Raw genomic sequence first — 18667 nt, 5'->3', positions numbered from 1 at the left:
TCGCGCCTAATGTGGGTTTCGTGTCGAAGTCCTCTCCTGGCTGGGTCCGCCGGCTGAGTGCCGCCTGCTGGCGGCACCGTCGGCTGGTCGTGCTGTCCGTCGTCTCGTCGGTGATCGGTGTCGGGTTCCAGGCCGCCGGTCCGGTGCTGGTGAAGCTCGTCGTCGACGACGCGGTGGCGGGCACGACCGAGCGGATCGCGTGGCTGGTCGGCGCGCTGGTGCTGATGGAGCTGTCGACGTTCGCCACCGCGTTCGTCCGCCGCTACCTGGGCGGGCGGCTCGCGCTCGACGTGCAGCACGACCTGCGCCAGCAGGTGTTCTCCGCGGTGCAGCGGCTCGACGGCGCGAAGCAGGACGCGTTGCGGACCGGCCAGGTGGTGTCGCGGTCGATCACCGACCTGCAGGTCGTGCAGGGCATGTTGATGATGGTGCCGCTGTCGATCGGCACGGTGGTGTTCGCGCTGCTCGCGCTGGGCGCGATGCTGTGGCTGTCCCCGTTCCTGACGGTGATCGCGCTGGTGGTCACGCCGGTGGTGGCGGTGGTCGCGGTCCGCAGCAGGAAGGTGCTGTTCCCGGCGTCGTGGTCGGCGCAGCAGAAGGCGGCCGACCTGGCGCAGCACGTCGAGGAGACCGTCACCGGCGTGCGGGTGGTCAAGGGGTTCGGCCAGGAGGCCAGGGAGATCGCGCGGCTGGACAGGGCGGCGCGGCAGCTGTTCGCCGAGCGGATGCGCACGGCGAAGCTGACGTCCAAGCCCGCGGCCACGCTGGTCGCGATGCCGGCCGCCGGGCAGGTGGCGGTGCTCGCGCTCGGCGGGTACATGGCGTTGCGCGGCGACGTCACGCTGGGCACGTTCCTGGCGTTCGCGAGCTACGTGGCGAACCTGGTCGGCCCGACCCGCCTGCTGTCGAGCCTGCTGGTGAACGTGCAGCTGGCGCGGGCCGGCGTCGAGCGGGTGTACGAGCTGATCGACTCGCACCCGACGGTGACCGACGCGCCGGACGCGGTGGACGTGCCCGAGGGCCCCGCCGACGTGCGGCTGTCGAACGTCACCTTCGGGTACACGCGCAGCGAGCCGGTGCTGGACGGGGTGTCGCTGGAGGTGCGGCCGGGCGAGACGCTGGCGCTGGTGGGCACCGCGGGGTCGGGCAAGTCGACGGTGTCGCTGCTCTTACCCCGCTTCTACGACGTGCACGAGGGCTCGATCTCGGTGGCGGGCGTGGACATCCGGCAGCTGAAGCTGGCGTCCCTGCGGTCGACGGTCGGCGTGGTGTTCGAGGAGGCGTTCCTGTTCTCCGACACCGTGCGGGCCAACATCCGGTACGGCAGACCGGACGCGACCGACGAGGAGGTGCGGGCGGCCGCGCGTGCCGCGCAGGCGGACGGTTTCATCTCCGCTCTGCCCGACGGCTACGACACGGTGGTCGGCGAGCGCGGGCTCACGCTGTCCGGTGGGCAGCGGCAGCGGGTGGCGCTCGCGCGGGCGCTGCTGTCCGACCCGCGCGTGCTGGTGCTGGACGACGCGACGTCGGCGGTGGACACGGCGACCGAGGCCGCGATCCACGACACGCTGCGGTCGGTCACCCGCGACCGCACGACGCTGCTGATCGCGCACCGCAGGTCGACGCTGTCGCTGGCCGACCGGATCGCGGTGCTCGACAAGGGCAAGGTCGTCGACGTCGGCACGCACGAGGAGCTGACCGCGCGGTGCGAGCTGTACCGGTCGCTGCTGGCCGGGCCGGGCGAGGAGATCGAGGACGAGAGCGGCCGGGACGCCGCCGTGCTGGCACCGGGCCCGGAGGGCTGGACGCCGGAGCTGTGGCCGGACGAGGTCGAGGAGACGACCGGGCACCAGCGTGCCGGTGAGGTGGCGACCGCACCCGTCGGCCGTGGCGGGATCGGCGGCGGCCGCATCGCGGGCGCGCTGAGCGGCACACCGCCGACGCCGGAGCTGCTGGAGCGGGTGGCCGCGCTGCCGCCCGCGTCCGAGGTCCCGGTGCTGCGTGGCGAGGACCCGAAGGCGCCCGACCCGGGTTTCCGGTTACGCCGCCTGCTGAAACCGGTGCGCACGATGCTGGCGGTGGTCGCGGGCCTGGTGATCGCGGACGCGGTGCTGACCATGGCGCTGCCGATGCTGATCCAGCGGGGCGTCGACGACGGCGTGGTCACCGGCAACACGACGGCGCTGTGGGTGGTCACGGCCATCGCGGCGGTGCTGGTAGTGCTGAGCTTCGCGGACAACGCGGTCAACACGGTGCTGACCGCGCGGGTCGGTGAGCGGCTGCTGTACCTGCTGCGGGTGCGCAGCTACGCCCACCTGCAGCGGCTCGGGCTGGACTACTTCGAGCGCGAGATGGCCGGCCGGATCATGACCAGGATGACGACGGACGTGGACGCGCTGTCGACGTTCCTGCAGACCGGGCTGACGAGCGCGCTGGCGAGCCTGCTGACGATCGTCACGATCACCGCGGCGCTGGTGATCACCGATCCGGAGCTGTCGCTGGTCGCGTTGTCGGCGCTGCCGATCCTGGTGGTGGCGACGGTGATCTTCCAGCGCCTGTCGTCGGCCGCGTACTCGCAGGCCCGCGAGCAGGTCAGCGCCGTGAACGCGGACATGCAGGAGAACGTGTCCGGGCTGCGGGTCGCGCAGGCGTTCACGCGGGAGGAGCACTCGGCCCGCGAGTTCGCGCAGCGCAGCGACACCTACCGGCGCACGCGGCTGCGCGCGCAGCGGTACGTGGCGACGTACTTCCCGTTCGTGGCGCTGCTGGCGGGTCTGGCGCAGGCGGCGGTGCTGGTGGTGGGTGCGCGGCGGGTGGCGTCCGGCGACCTGTCGGTGGGTGTGCTGCTGGCGTTCATGCTGTACCTGAACCTGTTCTTCTCCCCGGTGCAGCAGTTGTCGAGCGTGTTCGACGGCTACCAGCAGGCGCGGGTGGGGTTGCGGCGGATCGCGGACCTGCTGCGCACGCCGAGTTCGGTGGAGCCCCCGGCGACGCCGGCCCCGGTCCCGCCGAAGCTGCGCGGCGAGGTCGAGCTGCGGAACGTGTCGTTCAGCTACCCGGGCACCGAACGCCCCGCGGTCCGCGACCTGAACCTGACGGTCGCGCCGGGCGAGACGGTGGCGCTGGTGGGCGCGACGGGCGCGGGCAAGTCCACGGTGGTGAAGCTGATCGCCCGGTTCTACGACCCGACGGCGGGCCAGGTCCTGGTGGACGGTGTCGATCTGCGCGACTACGACCCGTCGGAGTACCGGCAGCACCTGGGTGTCGTGCCGCAGGAGGCACACCTGTTCAGCGGTGACGTGGCGGCGAACGTCGGCTACGGCGCGGCGGCGGACGGCGTGAACGGCGACCGGGCGGCGATCGAGTCGGCGGTCCGGTCGGTGGGCGCTCTCCCGATGGTGGCGACCTTGCCGGACGGCTTCCGCCAGCAGGTGGGTGAACGCGGCCAGGGCCTGTCGGCGGGCCAGCGCCAGCTGATCGCCCTGGCGAGAGCGGAGCTGGTGGCCCCGGACATCCTGCTGCTGGACGAGGCGACCGCGGCCCTGGACCCGGCAACGGAGTCGGTGGTCCTGGCGGCGAGCGAACGCCTGTCCCACCCACGCACGACGTTCGTGGTGGCACACCGCCTGGCGACAGCGGCGCGAGCGGACCGGATCCTGGTCCTGTCCGACGGGCAGATCGTGGAGGAGGGCCCGCACGAGGAGCTGCTGGCGAAGAACGGCCACTACGCGAGGCTGTGGCACCACGGCACCGCGGAGGACGGCCTGGCCCCGGACCCGGCCCAACAGGCGAGCTGACCACCGCGGCCGGCGCCGCCAGAAGTTTTTCCGGGCCCGTTGTCGAAAGGCGGCGGGTGCGTTCGTAGCCAGGGTGAGAGACCGGCAACGGGCCGGTCCCCACTCCCCGGAGGCCGACGATGTCCGTCACCACCACCCGCGAGGCCGTGAGCGCCACCCTGACGATCACCACCTCCGCCGCACGGGTCTTCACCGTGCTGGCAGACCCGACGACCCACGCCGCGATCGACGGCACCGGCTGGGTCCAGGAACCCGCCGACCCGGCCCCGCTGACCGAGGCGGGGCAGCTCTTCCGCATGGACATGCACCACGCCGACCACCCGAACGGCGACTACCGGGTGGTCAACAAGGTGGTGGTGCTCGACGCGCCACGTGCCATCGGCTGGCTGACCGGCTACGAGAAGGACAACGGCGACCTCGTGTTCGGCGGCTGGGTCTGGCGCTACGACCTGTCACCACTGAGCCAGACCGAGACCGAGGTGACGCTCACCTACGACTGGTCGGACGTCCCGCAGTCCGGCCGGGACATCATCCAGTTCCCGCCCTTCGGCCCCGACCACCTGATCAACTCACTGCGCCACCTCGCGCAGCTAGCCGCCTGACACCACCGCCTTCGGCCCCGTCCGCCGAGACGGACGCGCAGCCCGAGGGCCACCGCCCTCGACGGCACCGACCCGCCGAAGCCGGGCAGCACTTTCCGCATCGCCATGCACTGCACCACCCCGCCGAACCAGCGACGCAGCCCGCAGGCAAGCCCCAGGGTGACCGCCACCGATGGCACCGGCTAGGTGCAAGACCCCGCCCACCGGACACCGCTGCCCGAGACCAACTCACCGCACCACCGCCCCGAACCGGCTGCGCAGCCCGGGAGCACCGCGATCGACGCCACCGGGCGGGTGCAAGGCCCCGCCAACCAAAGTCGGGACAGCCCTTCCGCACAGACACGCCCCCCAGCAACTCACCGCACCAACGCCCCGAACCGGCTGCACAGCCCGGGAGCAACCGCGATCGACACCACCGGCCGAGATGCAGGGGCCCGCCGACCAGGAACGGACAGCTCTTCCGCACGGAGACGCGCCACGCTGACCACCTCGTCGGCACTGCGCCCCCCTGCCGAACTAGCTGCTCAGCACGGGGATGACCGCCACCGACGGCACCGACCAGCTGCAGGAACCCGCCGACGCCGCACCGCCAGGCAACTCTCCGCACGAACACGCATCACACCGATCACCCCGCCGAACTGACCACGCAGCCCGCAGGCCAACCCGACGATGCCCGCCACCAACGGCACCGACCGGACGCAAGAACCCACGAAGCCAGACAGCTCTTCCGCACGGACACGCACCACACCGCCCCCACCAACTCACCACACCACCGCCCCGAACTGGCTGCGCAGCCCGGGAGCAACCGCGATCGACACCACCCGCCGGGTGCAAGAGCCCGCCGACCAGGGACGGACAACTCTTCCCGGACACGCACCAGACCACCTCGTCCGCACTGCGCCACCCTGCCGAAATAGCTGCTCAGCACGGGGATGACCGCCACCGATGGCACCGACCGGACGCAAGAGCCCACCGAAACCAGACAGCTCTTCCGCATGGACCGCGCCACCCCGCCCCCGAACTGACCACGCAGCCCGCAGGCCAACCCGAGGATGACCGCCACCGACCGGACGCAAGAACCCGCCCAAGCCAGACAGCCCTTCCCCACGAACACGCACCACCCCGACCGCCCCCGCCGCGCAGCTCGGGCCACCAACGATCGACACCACCGGCCGAAAGCAACAGCCGCCAACCCGGACACCGCCAACAACAACCCGGACAGCTCCCCCGCGCGGACACGCCCCCGAACGGCCTGCGCAGCCGAGCGACCGCGATCGACACCACCCGCCGAGAACCCGCCAACCCGGACACCGCTGACCACGCAGCCCGTCAACTCACCGCACCCCGCCCAACCGGCAGCCCGACCGGGGTGCGCAGCCCGGGAGCCAAGGCAACAGTGACCGCCACGGACGCGACCGCCATGACGGTCATCGCGGTGGTCGGGGACGTGTACTGGGCGACGGCGCCCGCGATGGCCGCGCCCACGCCCTGCATGGCGAGCATTCCCGCGGACTGCAGGCCCATGGCGTGTCCGCTGAGCTCCTCGGGTGTCAGCGCCAGCAGCCTGCGCTGCAGCAGGAGGCTCGCCGAGTACCCCACCGACGCGAGTGTCACGGCCGCGACCGCCACCGGCAGTGGCGGGTGCACCGCGAAGACCAGGAACGGGACGGCGAGCAGCAGCCGCAGCGGGGCGGCCAGCCGGTCCCGCCAGTGGTCGGTCATGAACCGGCCCGTGACGGTGTCCCCCGCCAGCATGCCCAGTGCGGCGAACGTGAACAGCAGCCACGCGTCACGCGGCGCGTACGACACGAACAGCGACTCGCAGCCCACGACCAACCCGTTCGGCACCCACAGCGCGAGGTAGACGTACCGCCTGGGCGCCGACGACCACAGCCGTGCGTTGCCGTGCCACGTCGCGGCGATCGACGGGCGGCCCGCCGCCCTTGGTTCGCGGTGGCTCAGGCCCAGGCGCGCGATGAGCGCGGCACCGAGGTACAGCGCGGCACCCACCAGCAGCGTGTGCCTCGGCGAGAGGGTGGCCGCGAGCACGCCGCCCAGTGCGAACCCGCAGATCTGCATGGTGCCGACGGACATGTTGAGCACCGAGCGCCCCAGGACGTACCCCTCCGCGGGCAGGATCTCGTTCAGCAGCCCGTACCGCACGCCGCCGCCGAGCGCGGCCAGCGGGCCGGTGCCCATGAGGATCACGAACGCCGCCCACACCGGCAGGCCGGGGATGGCCTGCGCCGCGGTGCCGACGGCGAAGACCAGTTCCAGCCCGGCGAGCGTGGCACGCGGCGCCAGCCGGTCCGCTGCCGACAGCAGCACAGTGGCGCCGGCCAGCTGGGCGAGCGACGGGCCGAACATCGCGAGCGCCGCCAGCAGCGGCGACCGGGTCTGCGCGTAGACCACCGTGCCGAGGGCCAGCCCCGTCACCGTCTGGGCCGCCACGCGCGCGGCCCCGGTCAGGAACAGCGGCGTGAACTCGGGCGTGCGGAACAGCTCGCGGTACGTGCGCATGATCGGGAGTCTCCGCAGGCCCGGCCGATGCGGTTAGAGTTTCGCGGGGAGGCGAAACATGGGCTGGTGGCAGGTCAGCGCGGACACCCTCGCGCGCAGCCGGTTCGTCATCTCCCCCTTGGCCGAGACCACCGCGTGCCTGTTCACGCTGCACCGGGCGAGCGCCGCGCACCCCGGCGAGCGCGCCTGGCTGGACACGCACCTGCCCGCCTACCGGGACCGTCTGGCCGCCGACCCGGTCACCGCGCGGCTCGTGCGGGCCGCGCGCGGGCACCGGTGGACCGCCGACTTCCTCACCGTCCCGCCCCACGAGGACGAGCCCGGCTTCGCAGGCGAGCTGGCCCGCGTCCGGGCGACGCCGCCCGACCAGGCCCGCGCGGACCTGACGGTCTCGCTGCGCGGCCCGCTGCCCGCCGAGCTGGACCGCGACGACCTGCCGGCACGCGCGGCCGACCTGCTGGAGTGGGTGTGGACGCGGACCGTGCTGCCCGACTGGCCGAGGCGCAGACGGATCCTGGAGGCGGACGTCGTCGCCCGTGCCGGGCAGCTGACCCGCGGCGGGTGGGCGGCGGCACTGGACGACATGCGCCAGGGCATGCGCTGGCTGGGCGGCGGCCGCCTGCAGATCAACACCTACGACTACCCGCCGCGCGAGGTCACCGGCGCGCGGCTGCTGTTCGTGCCCGTCACACCGCACCGCGGGTGGGTGGCGTGGGACGCGGCACAGCGCTTCGCCGTCATCTACCCGTGCGCCGGCGTGCTGGCCGCGCCCGGCCCCGCCCCCGCGCCCGAGGCGCTGGCCCGGCTGCTGGGACCGGGCCGGGCGAACGTCCTCGCACTGCTCGAGACGGCCAAGAGCACCACCCAGCTGGTCGCGCTGACCGGTCAGGGCCTCGGTTCGGTCGGCCGCCACCTGAAGGTGCTGCTCGACGCGGGCCTCGTGCACCGCCGCCGCGCGGGCCGGTCCGTCCTCTACTACCGCACCGACGCGGGCACGGCGCTCGCGCGTGCCGCGCTCGGGTGACGCGGAAACCCAGTTCTCACAACCGATTCACATGATCGATACAGCCCCGGCAGCCACCGAGATCCGCTACCACTGGGCGCTGCGTACCGACCGTCGGCCGATCCATGTGTGACCGCCGCCGCTGTCGTCCCACCTCCTAGGAGCCATCCATGAGGTCTTCACCACAGTCGAACGGCCCGAACCGGACGAACACGGCGCGGTTTTCGTGGCCGGACCGGCTGCGGACCCGCTGGGAGACAATGCGAGTATCAGGGGCAGCGGCACCTGGGGGCGGTCTTCGATCACCGACGTGACCTGCGGTCCTTCTACCGAGTCGGCACCACGTGACTCGCTCGGGGGACTAGCCTTGGGGTGCAGTCCGTACCACTACCAGATCGAGATAGATAGAGGCGAGTGCCTGCCGTGTCCAGCAGCAGCCCTGCGTCGCAGTTCGGCCCCAATGAGTGGCTCGTAGAGGAGATGTACGAGCAGTTCCTCGCTGACCCGTCGTCAGTGGACTCAGCGTGGCATGACTTCTTCGCCGACTACAAGCCGACACAGCGCGTGGCGAACAAGGCCGCGGGCGACACGAAGAGCAACACCGGGACCGGGACGGCAACGGTCGCCAAGACCACCAAGCCGACACCGCCCAAGGCTGCACCCACGGCCCCCACCAAGGCCGAGTCCACGAACGGTCAGGCGCAGGCCCAGCAGAAGGCCGCGCCGAAGCCCGCGCCCGAGGCGGAACCGAAGCCCGCGCCGAAGCCGGAGCCCAAGCCCGCTCCGAAGCCGGCCGCCAAGACCGACGCGAAGAGCGAGGCCAAGCCCGCCGCGAAGGCCGACGGCGAAGAGGTCAAGCCGCTGCGCGGCGCCGCGGCGATGATCGCGAAGAACATGGACGTCTCGCTGACGATCCCGACCGCGACCAGCGTCCGCGCCGTGCCCGCGAAGCTCCTGTTCGACAACCGGATCGTGATCAACAACCACCTGAAGCGCACGCGCGGCGGGAAGGTGTCGTTCACGCACCTCATCGGGTACGCGCTGATCCGGGCGCTCGCCGACTACCCGAACATGAACCGGCACTACGCCGAGGTCAACGGCAAGCCGAACGTGGTCACCCCCGAGCACGTCAACCTCGGCCTCGCCATCGACCTGCCCGCCAAGGACGGCGGCCGCACGCTGGTCGTCGCGTCCATCAAGAACTGCGAGGGCATGACCTTCCAGCGGTTCTGGCAGGCCTACGAGGAGATCATCCGCAAGGCCCGCAACGGCGCGCTGACCACCGAGGACTTCGCGGGCACCACGATCTCGCTGACCAACCCGGGCACCATCGGCACCAACCACTCGATGCCGCGCCTGACCAAGGGCCAGGGCGCGATCATCGGCGTCGGTGCCATGGAGTACCCGGCGCAGTACCAGGGCACGAGCGAGAAGACGCTGGTCGAGCTGGGCGTCAGCAAGATCATCACGCTGACCTCGACGTACGACCACCGCATCATCCAGGGCGCGGAGTCCGGCGAGTTCCTGCGCCGCGTGCACCAGCTGCTGCTCGGCGAGGACGGCTTCTACGACGACATCTTCACGTCGCTGCGGCTGCCCTACGAGCCGGTGCGCTGGGTCGAGGACATCCCCGAGGGTGAGATCGACAAGACCACCCGCGTCATCGGCCTCATCGACACCTACCGCACGCGCGGCCACCTGATGGCCGACGTCGACCCGCTGAACTACCGCCAGCGCAAGCACGAGGACCTCGACATCCTGTCCCACGGCCTCACGCTGTGGGACCTGGACCGCGAGTTCCCCGTCGGCGGGTTCGCCGGGAAGCAGCGGATGAAGCTGCGTGACGTGCTCGGCGTGCTGCGCGACAGCTACTGCCGGACCGTCGGCGTCGAGTACACCTACATCCTCGACCCGGCCGAGCGCCGCTGGATCCAGCAGCGCGTCGAGGTGCCGCACGCCAAGCCTGCGCAGGCGGTGCAGAAGTACATCCTGTCGAAGCTGAACGCGGCAGAGGCGTTCGAGACGTTCCTGCAGACCAAGTACGTCGGCCAGAAGCGGTTCTCGCTGGAGGGCGGCGAGTCGGTCATCGCGCTGCTCGACACCATCCTCGACAAGGCCGCCGAGTACGAGCTGGACGAGGTCGTCATCGGCATGCCGCACCGCGGCCGCCTGAACGTGCTCGCCAACATCGTCGGCAAGCCGATCAGCCAGATCTTCCAGGAGTTCGAGGGCAACCTCGACCCCGGTCAGGCGCACGGCTCCGGCGACGTGAAGTACCACCTCGGCGCCGAGGGCAAGTACTTCCGCATGTTCGGCGACGGCGAGACCAAGGTGACGCTGACCGCCAACCCGTCGCACCTGGAGACCGTCGACCCGGTCCTGGAGGGCATCGTCCGCGCCAAGCAGGACCTGCTCGACAAGGGCGGCTCGGAGGGCGGCTTCACGGTGCTGCCGGTCGCGCTGCACGGCGACGCGGCGTTCGCGGGCCAGGGCGTGGTCGCGGAGACGCTGAACCTGGCACTGCTGCGCGGCTACCGCACCGGCGGCACCGTGCACGTGATCATCAACAACCAGGTCGGCTTCACCACCGCACCGGAGCACTCGCGCTCGTCGCAGTACGCGACCGACGTGGCGAAGATGATCCAGGCGCCGGTGTTCCACGTGAACGGCGACGACCCCGAGGCGTGCTACTGGGTCGCGCAGCTGGCGATGGACTACCGCCAGGCGTTCAACAAGGACGTCGTGATCGACATGGTCTGCTACCGGCGCCGCGGCCACAACGAGGGCGACGACCCCTCGATGACGCAGCCCGCGATGTACGACATCATCGACACGAAGCGCAGCGTGCGGAAGACCTACACCGAGGCGCTGATCGGCCGCGGCGACATCTCCGTCGACGAGGCGGAGAAGGCGCTGCGGGACTTCTCCTCCCAGCTCGAGCACGTGTTCAACGAGGTGCGCGAGCTGGAGAAGCACCCGGTGGCGCCGAGCCCGTCGGTCGAGTCCGAGCAGCAGGTGCCCGCGAAGCTGGCGACGAACATCACCCGCGACGTGCTGGAGCGGATCGCGGACGCGCACATCAACCTGCCCGACGGTTTCACGCCGCACCCGCGCGTCAAGCCGGTGCTGGAACGGCGCGCGAAGATGGCCCGCGAGGGCGGCATCGACTGGGCGTTCGCGGAGCTGCTGGCGTTCGGGTCGCTGAACCTGGAGGGCCACCTGGTCCGCCTCGCGGGCCAGGACTCGCGGCGTGGCACGTTCGTGCAGCGGCACGCGGTGATCGTGGACCGCAAGACCGGCAAGGAGTACGTGCCGCTGCAGAACCTGTCGGAGGACCAGGGCCGGTTCCTGGCCTACGACTCGGCGCTGTCGGAGTACGCGGCGCTCGGCTTCGAGTACGGCTACTCGGTGGCGAACCCGGACGCGCTGGTGCTGTGGGAGGCGCAGTTCGGTGACTTCGTGAACGGCGCCCAGTCGGTGATCGACGAGTACATCTCGTCGTCCGAGGCCAAGTGGGGCCAGCGGTCGGACGTCGTGGTGCTGCTGCCGCACGGCCACGAGGGCCAGGGCCCGGACCACACGTCGGGCCGCATCGAGCGCTGGCTGCAGCTGTGCGCGGAGGGCTCGATGACCGTCGCCGTGCCGTCGACGCCCGCGAACTACTTCCACCTGCTGCGCCGTCACGCGCTGGACGGCGTGCAGCGCCCGCTGGTGGTGTTCACGCCGAAGTCGATGCTGCGCAACAAGGCCGCGGTGTCGTCGGTCGAGGACTTCACCGAGGAGGCCCGGTTCAACGCGGTCCTCGACGACCCGGTGCACCCGAACCCCGCCGACGTGCGGAAGCTGCTGCTGGTGTCGGGCAAGCTGTACTACGAGCTGGCCCACGAGCGCGAGGCCCGCGGTGCCACGGACGTCGCGATCGTGCGGCTCGAGCAGCTGTACCCGGTGCCGGTGAAGCGCCTTGGGGCGATCTTCGAGAAGTACAGCGGAGTCGACGAGGTCCGCTGGTGCCAGGAGGAGCCCGCGAACCAGGGTTCGTGGCCGTTCTACGGCCTGCACCTGCGGGAGCTGTACCCGGACCTGCCGAAGCTCGTCCGCGTCTCGCGCCGCGTGATGTCCGCCCCGTCCGCGGGTTCGGGCAAGGTGCACGAGGTCGAGCAGCGGGAGATCATCGAGAAGGCGTTCAGCTGAGCCGATGTACTTCACCGACCGAGGACTCGAAGAGCTGGAGGAACGCCGGGGCGACGAGGAGGTCACGCTGGCCTGGCTCGCCGCCAAGATGCGTGCCTTCGTGGACGCCAACCCGGAGTTCGAGAACGCCGTCGAACGCCTGGCGACCTACCTGGCGAGAGACGACGAAGACGACGAGTGACCGGCAGTGCCCCGCGCCCGCGCCCGGGGCACTGCCGTGCCTGCCGCAACCCGCGGTCCCGCCGGGACGTCCTCTGTTCATGGACCGGAGCCTGCTGGACTTCGCCGTGGACCTCGCCCGGCGCGCGGGCGCCCTCGCCGCGCGGCGGTTCTTCGCAGGCGACGTGGCCGCCACCCGGAAAGCCGACGGCACCGAGGTCACCGCGACCGACCTCGCCGTCGAGGAACTGATCCGCGACGCGCTGGCCCGGCACGCGCCGGGCGACGAGGTGTACGGCGAGGAGGCGGGCACGACCGGGGGCACCACCGGCCGCCGCTGGGTGATCGACCCGATCGACGGCACCTACTACTTCGCCCACCGCATCCCGCTGTTCGCCACCGTGCTGGCCCACGAGGACGAGCACGGCCCCGCGCTCGGCGTGATCCACGAACCGGTCGCGCGCAAGACGGTCTTCGCGGGCCGCGGGCTCGGCTGCTGGGTGGCGTTCGGCGACACGGTCACCCGGGCCCACGTCGGGGACCGGACGCGGCTCACCGGCGCCCGCACCGCCATGGGCAACCCGGGCACCTGGTCGGAGGACCTGCTCGCCACCCTGCACCGGACGGTCTACCTCAGCACGTCCGGCGACATGGCCGGCCTCGTCACCGGCGAGCTGGACGCGATGGTCGTCGCCGGTTTCCCCATGGGCTACGAGGACGTGGCGCCGCTGCCGGTCATCGTGGCGGAGGCGGGCGGGCGCGTCACCGACCTCACCGGCGCACCCGTGCTGAGCGGCAACGGCACCGTCCTCGTCACCAACGCCGCGTTGCACGACGGCTTCCTCGCGTTGCTCGACGGCGTGCCGCACGCACGCGACTACAAGAAACTCATCGGTTGACCACCATCGTGGAATATCGGTCGCACAATGGTGGCCGACGACAATCACCGCCGGCCGGAAATTCGAACCCAATGGGCGAGAAGCGCGCGCCCACCGGAGTATTCCCACAGTAGAAATTCGCCACTCACCTGATCGGCCCAACCACGCAAGATCGACGGCGACAATCCGCGACCTCGATCTCCGTCGCGGCGCTGACCAGGTGAGACAGTCGACTCGGAGGATTGAACCCCCTATTCACACCTGTGCTTCGCGCAGCTTCCTGAGGATGCTCCTGGATGCAGCACCGTAAACATGTCGAAATAATTTCCAGGAGGAGAAATGACTGCTGTCGCGACGCGCCCGGTGACGTACATGGTGACGATGACCGATTCGGGTCAGTGGCTCCACGCGCCGGGCACCGACTTCCTGTTCGCCTACCTCGAGGATTCCTGGTCGCAAACGCTGAAGGACGCGGTGTCCCAGGCGTTCGTGAACGCGCTCCAGATGTCGAACGTGATCAAGAAGGCCGTGCTGGACACGTCCGGCCAGGAGGTCGTGAACGGCCTCTACCTGCTGGACCAGGCCGCGATGACGACGGCCATGAACTCGATCGAGGGGATGGGCGAGACCTCGGTGTCCCAGAACGAGGAGTCCGGCGACGGGACCGCCGCGAGCATCAACGCGCAGTTCTTCGGCGTGGTGCTGGCGGGCCTGAGCGGCGACGTCGCGCCCATCCTCGGCTACCTCAACGAGGAGATGGCCAACATCCAGGTGCAGACCGAGAAGAGCAAGGTGACCTCCGAGTTCGGCACGGTGATCGGCCTCATCTCGGTCATGCCCGTCCTCAACGTCGTGGTGACGACCTTCCAGTACGCGTACTCCTCGGCGGAGACCGCGCACTGGTTCACGAGCGTCACGTGCGGCAGCGTCGAGCACTACTCGTACGACTACAAGTTCACGGTCGTGAACTACAACTACGACCCGACGTCCTGATCGGAGTCCCATGCTTTCGGTCAAGATCCCGCTCGGTTCGCACCTCGGTCACCGCACCCGGTTCGTCGAGCTGGTCGACACGCCCTCGGCGGTCGACGTGTCGCTCGAGGACGGCGCCCACACGTTCCAGTCGGAGGACGTCGACATCGGCACGTTCACCGCGTTCGGGAACCGGCGGCTGGTGGCGCGGCTCGTCTTCGGCTACGTCCACGACGCGGCCCGGCACACGGTGACGGTCTGCGGCACCGACTTCGCCTCGGCGGACGGCTGCCGGCTCGTCACGTTCCCGGCCGGGACGGAGGAGTACTGCCGCCACCGGGCCGCCGCGCAGGCGGGGTTCCCCGCCGACGACCTGATGGGGAACCGGCACTGGAACTGCCGCACCCCGCTGACCACCGGGGTCGACGAGGCGCTGCGCGGGATGGCCCGCGCAGCGAACGACTCCCTGATCGCCGCGTTGAAGAACCTCCCCGGCCTGACCGTCCAGGTCCGCACGGCACCGCCCGAGCTCCCGCCAGAGGACTACCGGAAGTTGCTGGTGGTCTACCGGGACGGGGTGTGCCACGGCCTGTACGAGCCCGGGGCCGAGCTGGGCCCAGGCGACGAGCTGGTGGCGATCGAGTCCGTGTGGGGCGGCACCGTGCACTTCAGCGCCGGTGAGGCCTTCGCGAACGTCATCGGCAGCACGGACGACCCGAAGATCGACGGCAAGACGTGGATCAACCTGTGGGCCGACCAGTTCGGCGTGTACCCGAACATCTGCACGTCGTACCACTTCAACGGGTTCAAGTGCGGCACGTCGTTCGTCGGCGGCCACATCATCACGGGCACGGTGGCGCGCTCGATGCCGAAGGGGTCGAACTCGGTGTACATCATGCCGATCTGCCGACCCCACAACAACGACGACAACGTCTACATGGAGGCGCTCGAGTACCAGGACGGCATCTGGCTGAAGGACTACCTCGGCGGGCCGTGAGGTGAGCGACGCCCCGGGTCCGTCCGGGCCCAGGGCGTCGTCCCGCTCACCAGGCGTACGCCTCCGGTGCGGGCTTCGAGCCGTTCGGACCCGGGGCCGGGAACAGCTCGTCCAGGCGGGCGAGGGTGCCGGCCTCCAGCTTCAGGTCCACCGCACGCAGCGAACCGTCGAGCTGTGCGATCGTCCTCGGGCCGATGATCGGCGCCGTCACGCCCTCCTGGTGCAGCAGCCACGCCACACCGAGGTCCGCCGGGTCCGCGCCGAGGTCCGCCGACAGCTTCTCGTACGCCTCGATCCGGTCGCGGTAGCGCTCCAGCGCGTCGGCGGACCGGCCGCTCGTGGACCGCGACGCGCCGCCCTCGCGCTGCTTGCGCAGCACACCGCCGAGCAGGCCGCCGTGCAGCGGCGACCACGGGATCACGCCGATGCCGTAGTGCCGCGCGGCGGGCAGCACCTCCAGCTCCACCCAGCGCGTCATCAGGTTGTAGATCGACTGCTCGCTGACCAGCCCCAGGAAGTGCCGGTTCCGCGCCGCCTCCTGCGCCTGCGCGAGGTGCCAGCCCGCGAAGTTCGACGACCCGAAGTACAGCACCTTCCCCTGCTGCCGCAGCACGGAGAACGCCTCCCAGATCTCGTCCCACGGCGTGTTCCGGTCGACGTGGTGCATCTGGTAGAGGTCGATGTGGTCGGTCCGCAGCCTGCGCAGTGACTCGTCCGCGGCGCGGCGGATGTTCAGCGCGGAGAGGAACGTCTCGTTGGGCCAGTCCCCCATCGAGCCGTACAGCTTCGTGGCCAGCACGGTCTTCTCCCGCCTGCCGCCGCCCTTCGCGAACCACCGGCCGATGATCTGCTCGGTGATCCCCTCCCCCTTCTGCCAGCCGTATACGTTGGCGGTGTCGAAGAAGTTGATGCCGTGCTCGTGCGCGCGCTCCATGATCGCGTGACTGTCCTCTTCGGACGTCTCGGGACCGAAGTTCATGGTGCCGAGCACGAGCCGGGACACGGAGAGGCCACTGCGGCCGAGCTGTGTGTACTCCATGCAAGCCAACCTATCCCCGGAGCGACTCCAGATGCACAACCAGCCGTTCCTGCACGAACTCGTCACCGCGGTCGCCGCACCGGCCACCGTCCTGTCGGCGCCGGACGGGCAGCTCCGCCGCGACGGCGCGCAGGGCTGGCTGGTGGCCGACGTGCGGCACGTCACCGAACTGACCGTCACCGTCGACGGCCGCGAGCCGGTCGCGCTCGGGCACCGCCAGGACGGCCCGGACGCGCTGCGGTTCGTCGCCGCGGTCCGCCACCTCGGTGACGAGATCACCGAGCCGACCGTCCGGGTCGAGCGGCGCAGGCGCACCGGGCCCGGCACGCTCGAGGAGACGATCGCGCTGGTCAACGACTCGCGGCGGGAGATCAGCGCGACCGTCGGCGTGCGGCTCGCGGCCGACCTGGCGCCGGTGCTGGCGTTCCGCGGCGGGCAGCGGCCGGACCTGGTGCCGCCGACCGCGAACGGGCTCGCCGAATGGGTGTCCGGCAGCCGTATCACGGCCCTGACCAGCGACCGCGCGCCGGACGACGTGGTGCTCGAGGACCACGCCCGCCTCGGCTGGCACCTCACCCTCGCACCGCGCACCCGGGTGACGTGGACGCTCACGCTCACCGCGTCCTCCGCGAGCGACGACGCCGTGTTCACCGCCCCCGCCGAGCGCCCCGCCACGGCCCGCCTGACCAGCGCCGACCAGAACCTGGAGAAGCTGTTCCGCACGGGTGTCGCCGACCTGAGCCACCTGCTGCTGGCCGACGCCGCCGCGCCGGCCGACCTGTTCGCCGCGGCCGGCGCCCCCTGGTACCTGACGCTGTTCGGCCGTGACTCGCTGTGGACGGCGCGGTTCGCGCTGCCGCTCGGCACGGACCTGGCCATGGGCACGCTCCGCACGCTCGCCCGCAGGCAGGGCACGAAGCACGACCCGGAGACCGCGGAGGAACCGGGCAAGATCGCCCACGAGATCCGCCGCGTCCCGTCCGATGTGGACCAGCAGGCCGGCCTGCCGCCGGTCTACTACGGGACGATCGACGCGACCCCGCTGTGGATCTCGCTGGCGCACGACGCGTGGCGGTGCGGCGCCGACGTCTCCGACCTGCTCGAACCCCTGCGCCGCGCGCTGGACTGGGTGCTCGCGCACGACGGCTTCCTGTCCTACCGGGACGAACTGGGCCGCGGCCTCGCCAACCAGGGCTGGAAGGACTCGGTCGACGCCATCCAGGACCGCGACGGGAAGCTGGCCGCGGCGCCGGTCGCCCTGTCGGAGGCGCAGGCGTACGCGCATCGCGCCGCGCTCGACGCCGCCGCCCTGCTGGACGCGTTCGGGCTGCCGGGCGCGGACGAGGCGCGGGCCTGGGCGGCACGCATGAACGAGCGGTTCCGGTCGGCGTTCTGGGTGCGGGACGAGGAAGGGCCGTTCCCGGCGCTGGCCTTGGACGCGCGGGGCCGCCCGGTCGACGCCGTGGCGTCGAACATGGGGCACCTGCTGGGGTCCGGTCTGCTGACCGACGAGGAGTCCGCGCTGGTGGCGGCCCGCCTGGGCAGCGGGCGCCTGGACAGCGGGTACGGGCTGCGGACGTTCGACGGCACCCACCCGTACTTCAACCCGGTCGGCTACCACACGGGTTCGGTGTGGCCGCACGACACGGCGATCGCCGTGGCCGGCTTGGCCCGCGACGGCCACGCGGAGGTGGCGGCGGCGCTGGCGGCGGGTGTGGTGCGGGCGGGCGCCCACTTCGGCCACCGGCTGCCGGAGCTGTACGGCGGCTGGGCCGAGGAGGACGGCCCGCTGCTGGACTACCCGTCGACGTGCCGGCCGCAGGCGTGGTCGGCGGCGTCGGTGTTCGCGCTGGTGTGGGCGGCGCTCGGCATCACGCCGGACACGGCTGAGGTGCGGCCGTCACCCGCGTTCGCGTCGTGGTTCCCGCTGACCGTCGACGGCGTGGTGCTCGGGGGCCGCCGCGTGCGCGTCACGGTCGACGCGGCGGGCGCGGCGACCGTGTCCTGACCGTGGAGAATGCGCCCATGGCCGAAGAAGAGCCCGAGGAGCGGGACTGGATCCCGATGGACCAGAACCCGCACGCCGACGACAAGCGCGACGTGCTCGACCCGGCGGGCGAGGAGCTGCCGTTCAAGCGGCTCATCCACGTCGGGCTTGCCATCGGCATCGTGGTGGCGGCACTGGTGATCTGGCTGGTCGTGGGCGCCTGACGGGCTACCCGGCCGCGCCCACCTGCCGGCAGGAGCCGACGAGGCTGGTCTGGGCTGTGCGGTGATGCGGACCGCTGCCCGCCTGCGTCACCGCGTCATCGGCGCCTGGCGGGCCGCGCCGCGCCCGGCGCCGTGAACTCGACCTGGCGGGCGGCGGGTGCGTCGCAGGCGTGTGCCGGACCACGTGCTTCGGCGGCGGCCGGGTGGCTGAAGGTCACGGGCACGGGGCGTTCGGTGGTGTGGCTCATCGAGACATCTCCTGAAAGTGTGGGGGCGCCGTCAGTCATCGGAGGACGAG

At 71.3% G+C, this 18667-nt stretch carries 13 protein-coding genes; 10 read left to right on the top strand and 3 right to left on the bottom strand.

The window, feature by feature from the left end; all coding sequences use genetic code 11:
* Nucleotides 1-11 precede the first annotated feature (11 nt).
* Nucleotides 12-3797, top strand: coding sequence for an ABC transporter ATP-binding protein (locus ACYQ77_RS04505; RefSeq protein ID WP_459707653.1), 3786 nt, complete (start codon nt 12-14; stop codon nt 3795-3797).
* A 119-nt stretch (nt 3798-3916) separates the two neighbouring features.
* Nucleotides 3917-4399 (top strand): SRPBCC family protein, encoded by a 483-nt coding sequence (locus ACYQ77_RS04500; protein ID WP_459707652.1) that lies wholly within the window; start codon nt 3917-3919, stop codon nt 4397-4399.
* A 1329-nt stretch (nt 4400-5728) separates the two neighbouring features.
* Here the strand turns inward: ACYQ77_RS04500 and ACYQ77_RS04495 are convergent.
* Nucleotides 5729-6919, bottom strand: coding sequence for an MFS transporter (locus ACYQ77_RS04495; protein ID WP_459707650.1), 1191 nt, complete (start codon nt 6917-6919; stop codon nt 5729-5731).
* Nucleotides 6920-6977: 58 nt separating this feature from the next.
* Here ACYQ77_RS04495 and ACYQ77_RS04490 point away from each other — a divergent pair, with 58 nt between their 5' ends.
* The 6 genes from ACYQ77_RS04490 to ACYQ77_RS04465 all read left to right on the top strand — a co-directional run bounded on the left by ACYQ77_RS04490 (nt 6978) and on the right by ACYQ77_RS04465 (nt 15119).
* On the top strand, nt 6978-7943 hold the full coding sequence (locus tag ACYQ77_RS04490; protein ID WP_459707649.1) for an ArsR/SmtB family transcription factor: 966 nt from the start codon (nt 6978-6980) through the stop codon (nt 7941-7943).
* Nucleotides 7944-8345: 402 nt separating this feature from the next.
* Nucleotides 8346-12113 carry a multifunctional oxoglutarate decarboxylase/oxoglutarate dehydrogenase thiamine pyrophosphate-binding subunit/dihydrolipoyllysine-residue succinyltransferase subunit gene (locus ACYQ77_RS04485; protein WP_459707647.1) on the top strand — a complete coding sequence of 1256 codons (3768 nt, stop codon included), beginning with the start codon at nt 8346-8348 and terminating at the stop codon, nt 12111-12113.
* A gap of 4 nt (nt 12114-12117) precedes the next feature.
* Nucleotides 12118-12294, top strand: coding sequence for a DUF6104 family protein (locus tag ACYQ77_RS04480; protein ID WP_459707645.1), 177 nt, complete (start codon nt 12118-12120; stop codon nt 12292-12294).
* Between the two features lie 79 nt (nt 12295-12373).
* The gene (locus ACYQ77_RS04475; RefSeq protein ID WP_459707643.1) at nt 12374-13171 is read left to right on the top strand and encodes an inositol monophosphatase family protein; all 798 of its coding nucleotides are present in this window, start codon (nt 12374-12376) and stop codon (nt 13169-13171) included.
* 318 nt (nt 13172-13489) lie between these two features.
* Nucleotides 13490-14143, top strand: a complete 654-nt coding sequence (locus ACYQ77_RS04470; protein ID WP_459707642.1) for a hypothetical protein — start codon at nt 13490-13492, stop codon at nt 14141-14143.
* A 10-nt stretch (nt 14144-14153) separates the two neighbouring features.
* Nucleotides 14154-15119: a hypothetical protein gene (locus ACYQ77_RS04465; protein WP_459707639.1), complete on the top strand. Its 966-nt coding sequence runs from the start codon at nt 14154-14156 to the stop codon at nt 15117-15119.
* Between the two features lie 46 nt (nt 15120-15165).
* Here ACYQ77_RS04465 and ACYQ77_RS04460 read toward each other — a convergent pair whose 3' ends face one another.
* The gene (locus tag ACYQ77_RS04460) at nt 15166-16158 is read right to left on the bottom strand and encodes an aldo/keto reductase (protein ID WP_459707637.1); all 993 of its coding nucleotides are present in this window, start codon (nt 16156-16158) and stop codon (nt 15166-15168) included.
* 31 nt (nt 16159-16189) lie between these two features.
* Between ACYQ77_RS04460 and ACYQ77_RS04455 the strand changes: the two genes are divergently transcribed.
* Nucleotides 16190-18166, top strand: coding sequence for a glycogen debranching N-terminal domain-containing protein (locus tag ACYQ77_RS04455; protein ID WP_459707635.1), 1977 nt, complete (start codon nt 16190-16192; stop codon nt 18164-18166).
* A 17-nt stretch (nt 18167-18183) separates the two neighbouring features.
* Nucleotides 18184-18369, top strand: coding sequence for a hypothetical protein (locus ACYQ77_RS04450; RefSeq protein ID WP_459707634.1), 186 nt, complete (start codon nt 18184-18186; stop codon nt 18367-18369).
* Between the two features lie 95 nt (nt 18370-18464).
* On the opposite strand, the gene ACYQ77_RS04445 is transcribed toward ACYQ77_RS04450, so the two are convergent.
* A complete protein-coding gene (locus ACYQ77_RS04445; protein ID WP_459707632.1) occupies nt 18465-18617 on the bottom strand; it encodes a hypothetical protein in 153 nt (50 codons plus the stop codon).
* Between the last annotated feature and the right edge of the window lie 50 nt (nt 18618-18667).

This window comes from Actinophytocola sp. KF-1, from assembly GCF_054661535.1.
Note: the sequence above shows the minus strand (reverse complement) of the source record. Positions and strands in the feature narration are given on the sequence as shown.

Excerpts from the sequence above, each read along its gene's own strand:
- ACYQ77_RS04500 (WP_459707652.1), top strand. The coding sequence starts at position 3,917 with ATGTCCGTCACCACCACCCGCGAGGCCGTGAGCGCCACCCTGACGATC.
- ACYQ77_RS04495 (WP_459707650.1), bottom strand. The coding sequence starts at position 6,919 with ATGCGCACGTACCGCGAGCTGTTCCGCACGCCCGAGTTCACGCCGCTG.
- ACYQ77_RS04490 (WP_459707649.1), top strand. The coding sequence starts at position 6,978 with ATGGGCTGGTGGCAGGTCAGCGCGGACACCCTCGCGCGCAGCCGGTTC.
- ACYQ77_RS04480 (WP_459707645.1), top strand. The coding sequence starts at position 12,118 with ATGTACTTCACCGACCGAGGACTCGAAGAGCTGGAGGAACGCCGGGGC.
- ACYQ77_RS04475 (WP_459707643.1), top strand. The coding sequence starts at position 12,374 with ATGGACCGGAGCCTGCTGGACTTCGCCGTGGACCTCGCCCGGCGCGCG.
- ACYQ77_RS04470 (WP_459707642.1), top strand. The coding sequence starts at position 13,490 with ATGACTGCTGTCGCGACGCGCCCGGTGACGTACATGGTGACGATGACC.
- ACYQ77_RS04465 (WP_459707639.1), top strand. The coding sequence starts at position 14,154 with ATGCTTTCGGTCAAGATCCCGCTCGGTTCGCACCTCGGTCACCGCACC.
- ACYQ77_RS04460 (WP_459707637.1), bottom strand. The coding sequence starts at position 16,158 with ATGGAGTACACACAGCTCGGCCGCAGTGGCCTCTCCGTGTCCCGGCTC.
- ACYQ77_RS04455 (WP_459707635.1), top strand. The coding sequence starts at position 16,190 with ATGCACAACCAGCCGTTCCTGCACGAACTCGTCACCGCGGTCGCCGCA.
- ACYQ77_RS04450 (WP_459707634.1), top strand. The coding sequence starts at position 18,184 with ATGGCCGAAGAAGAGCCCGAGGAGCGGGACTGGATCCCGATGGACCAG.
- ACYQ77_RS04445 (WP_459707632.1), bottom strand. The coding sequence starts at position 18,617 with ATGAGCCACACCACCGAACGCCCCGTGCCCGTGACCTTCAGCCACCCG.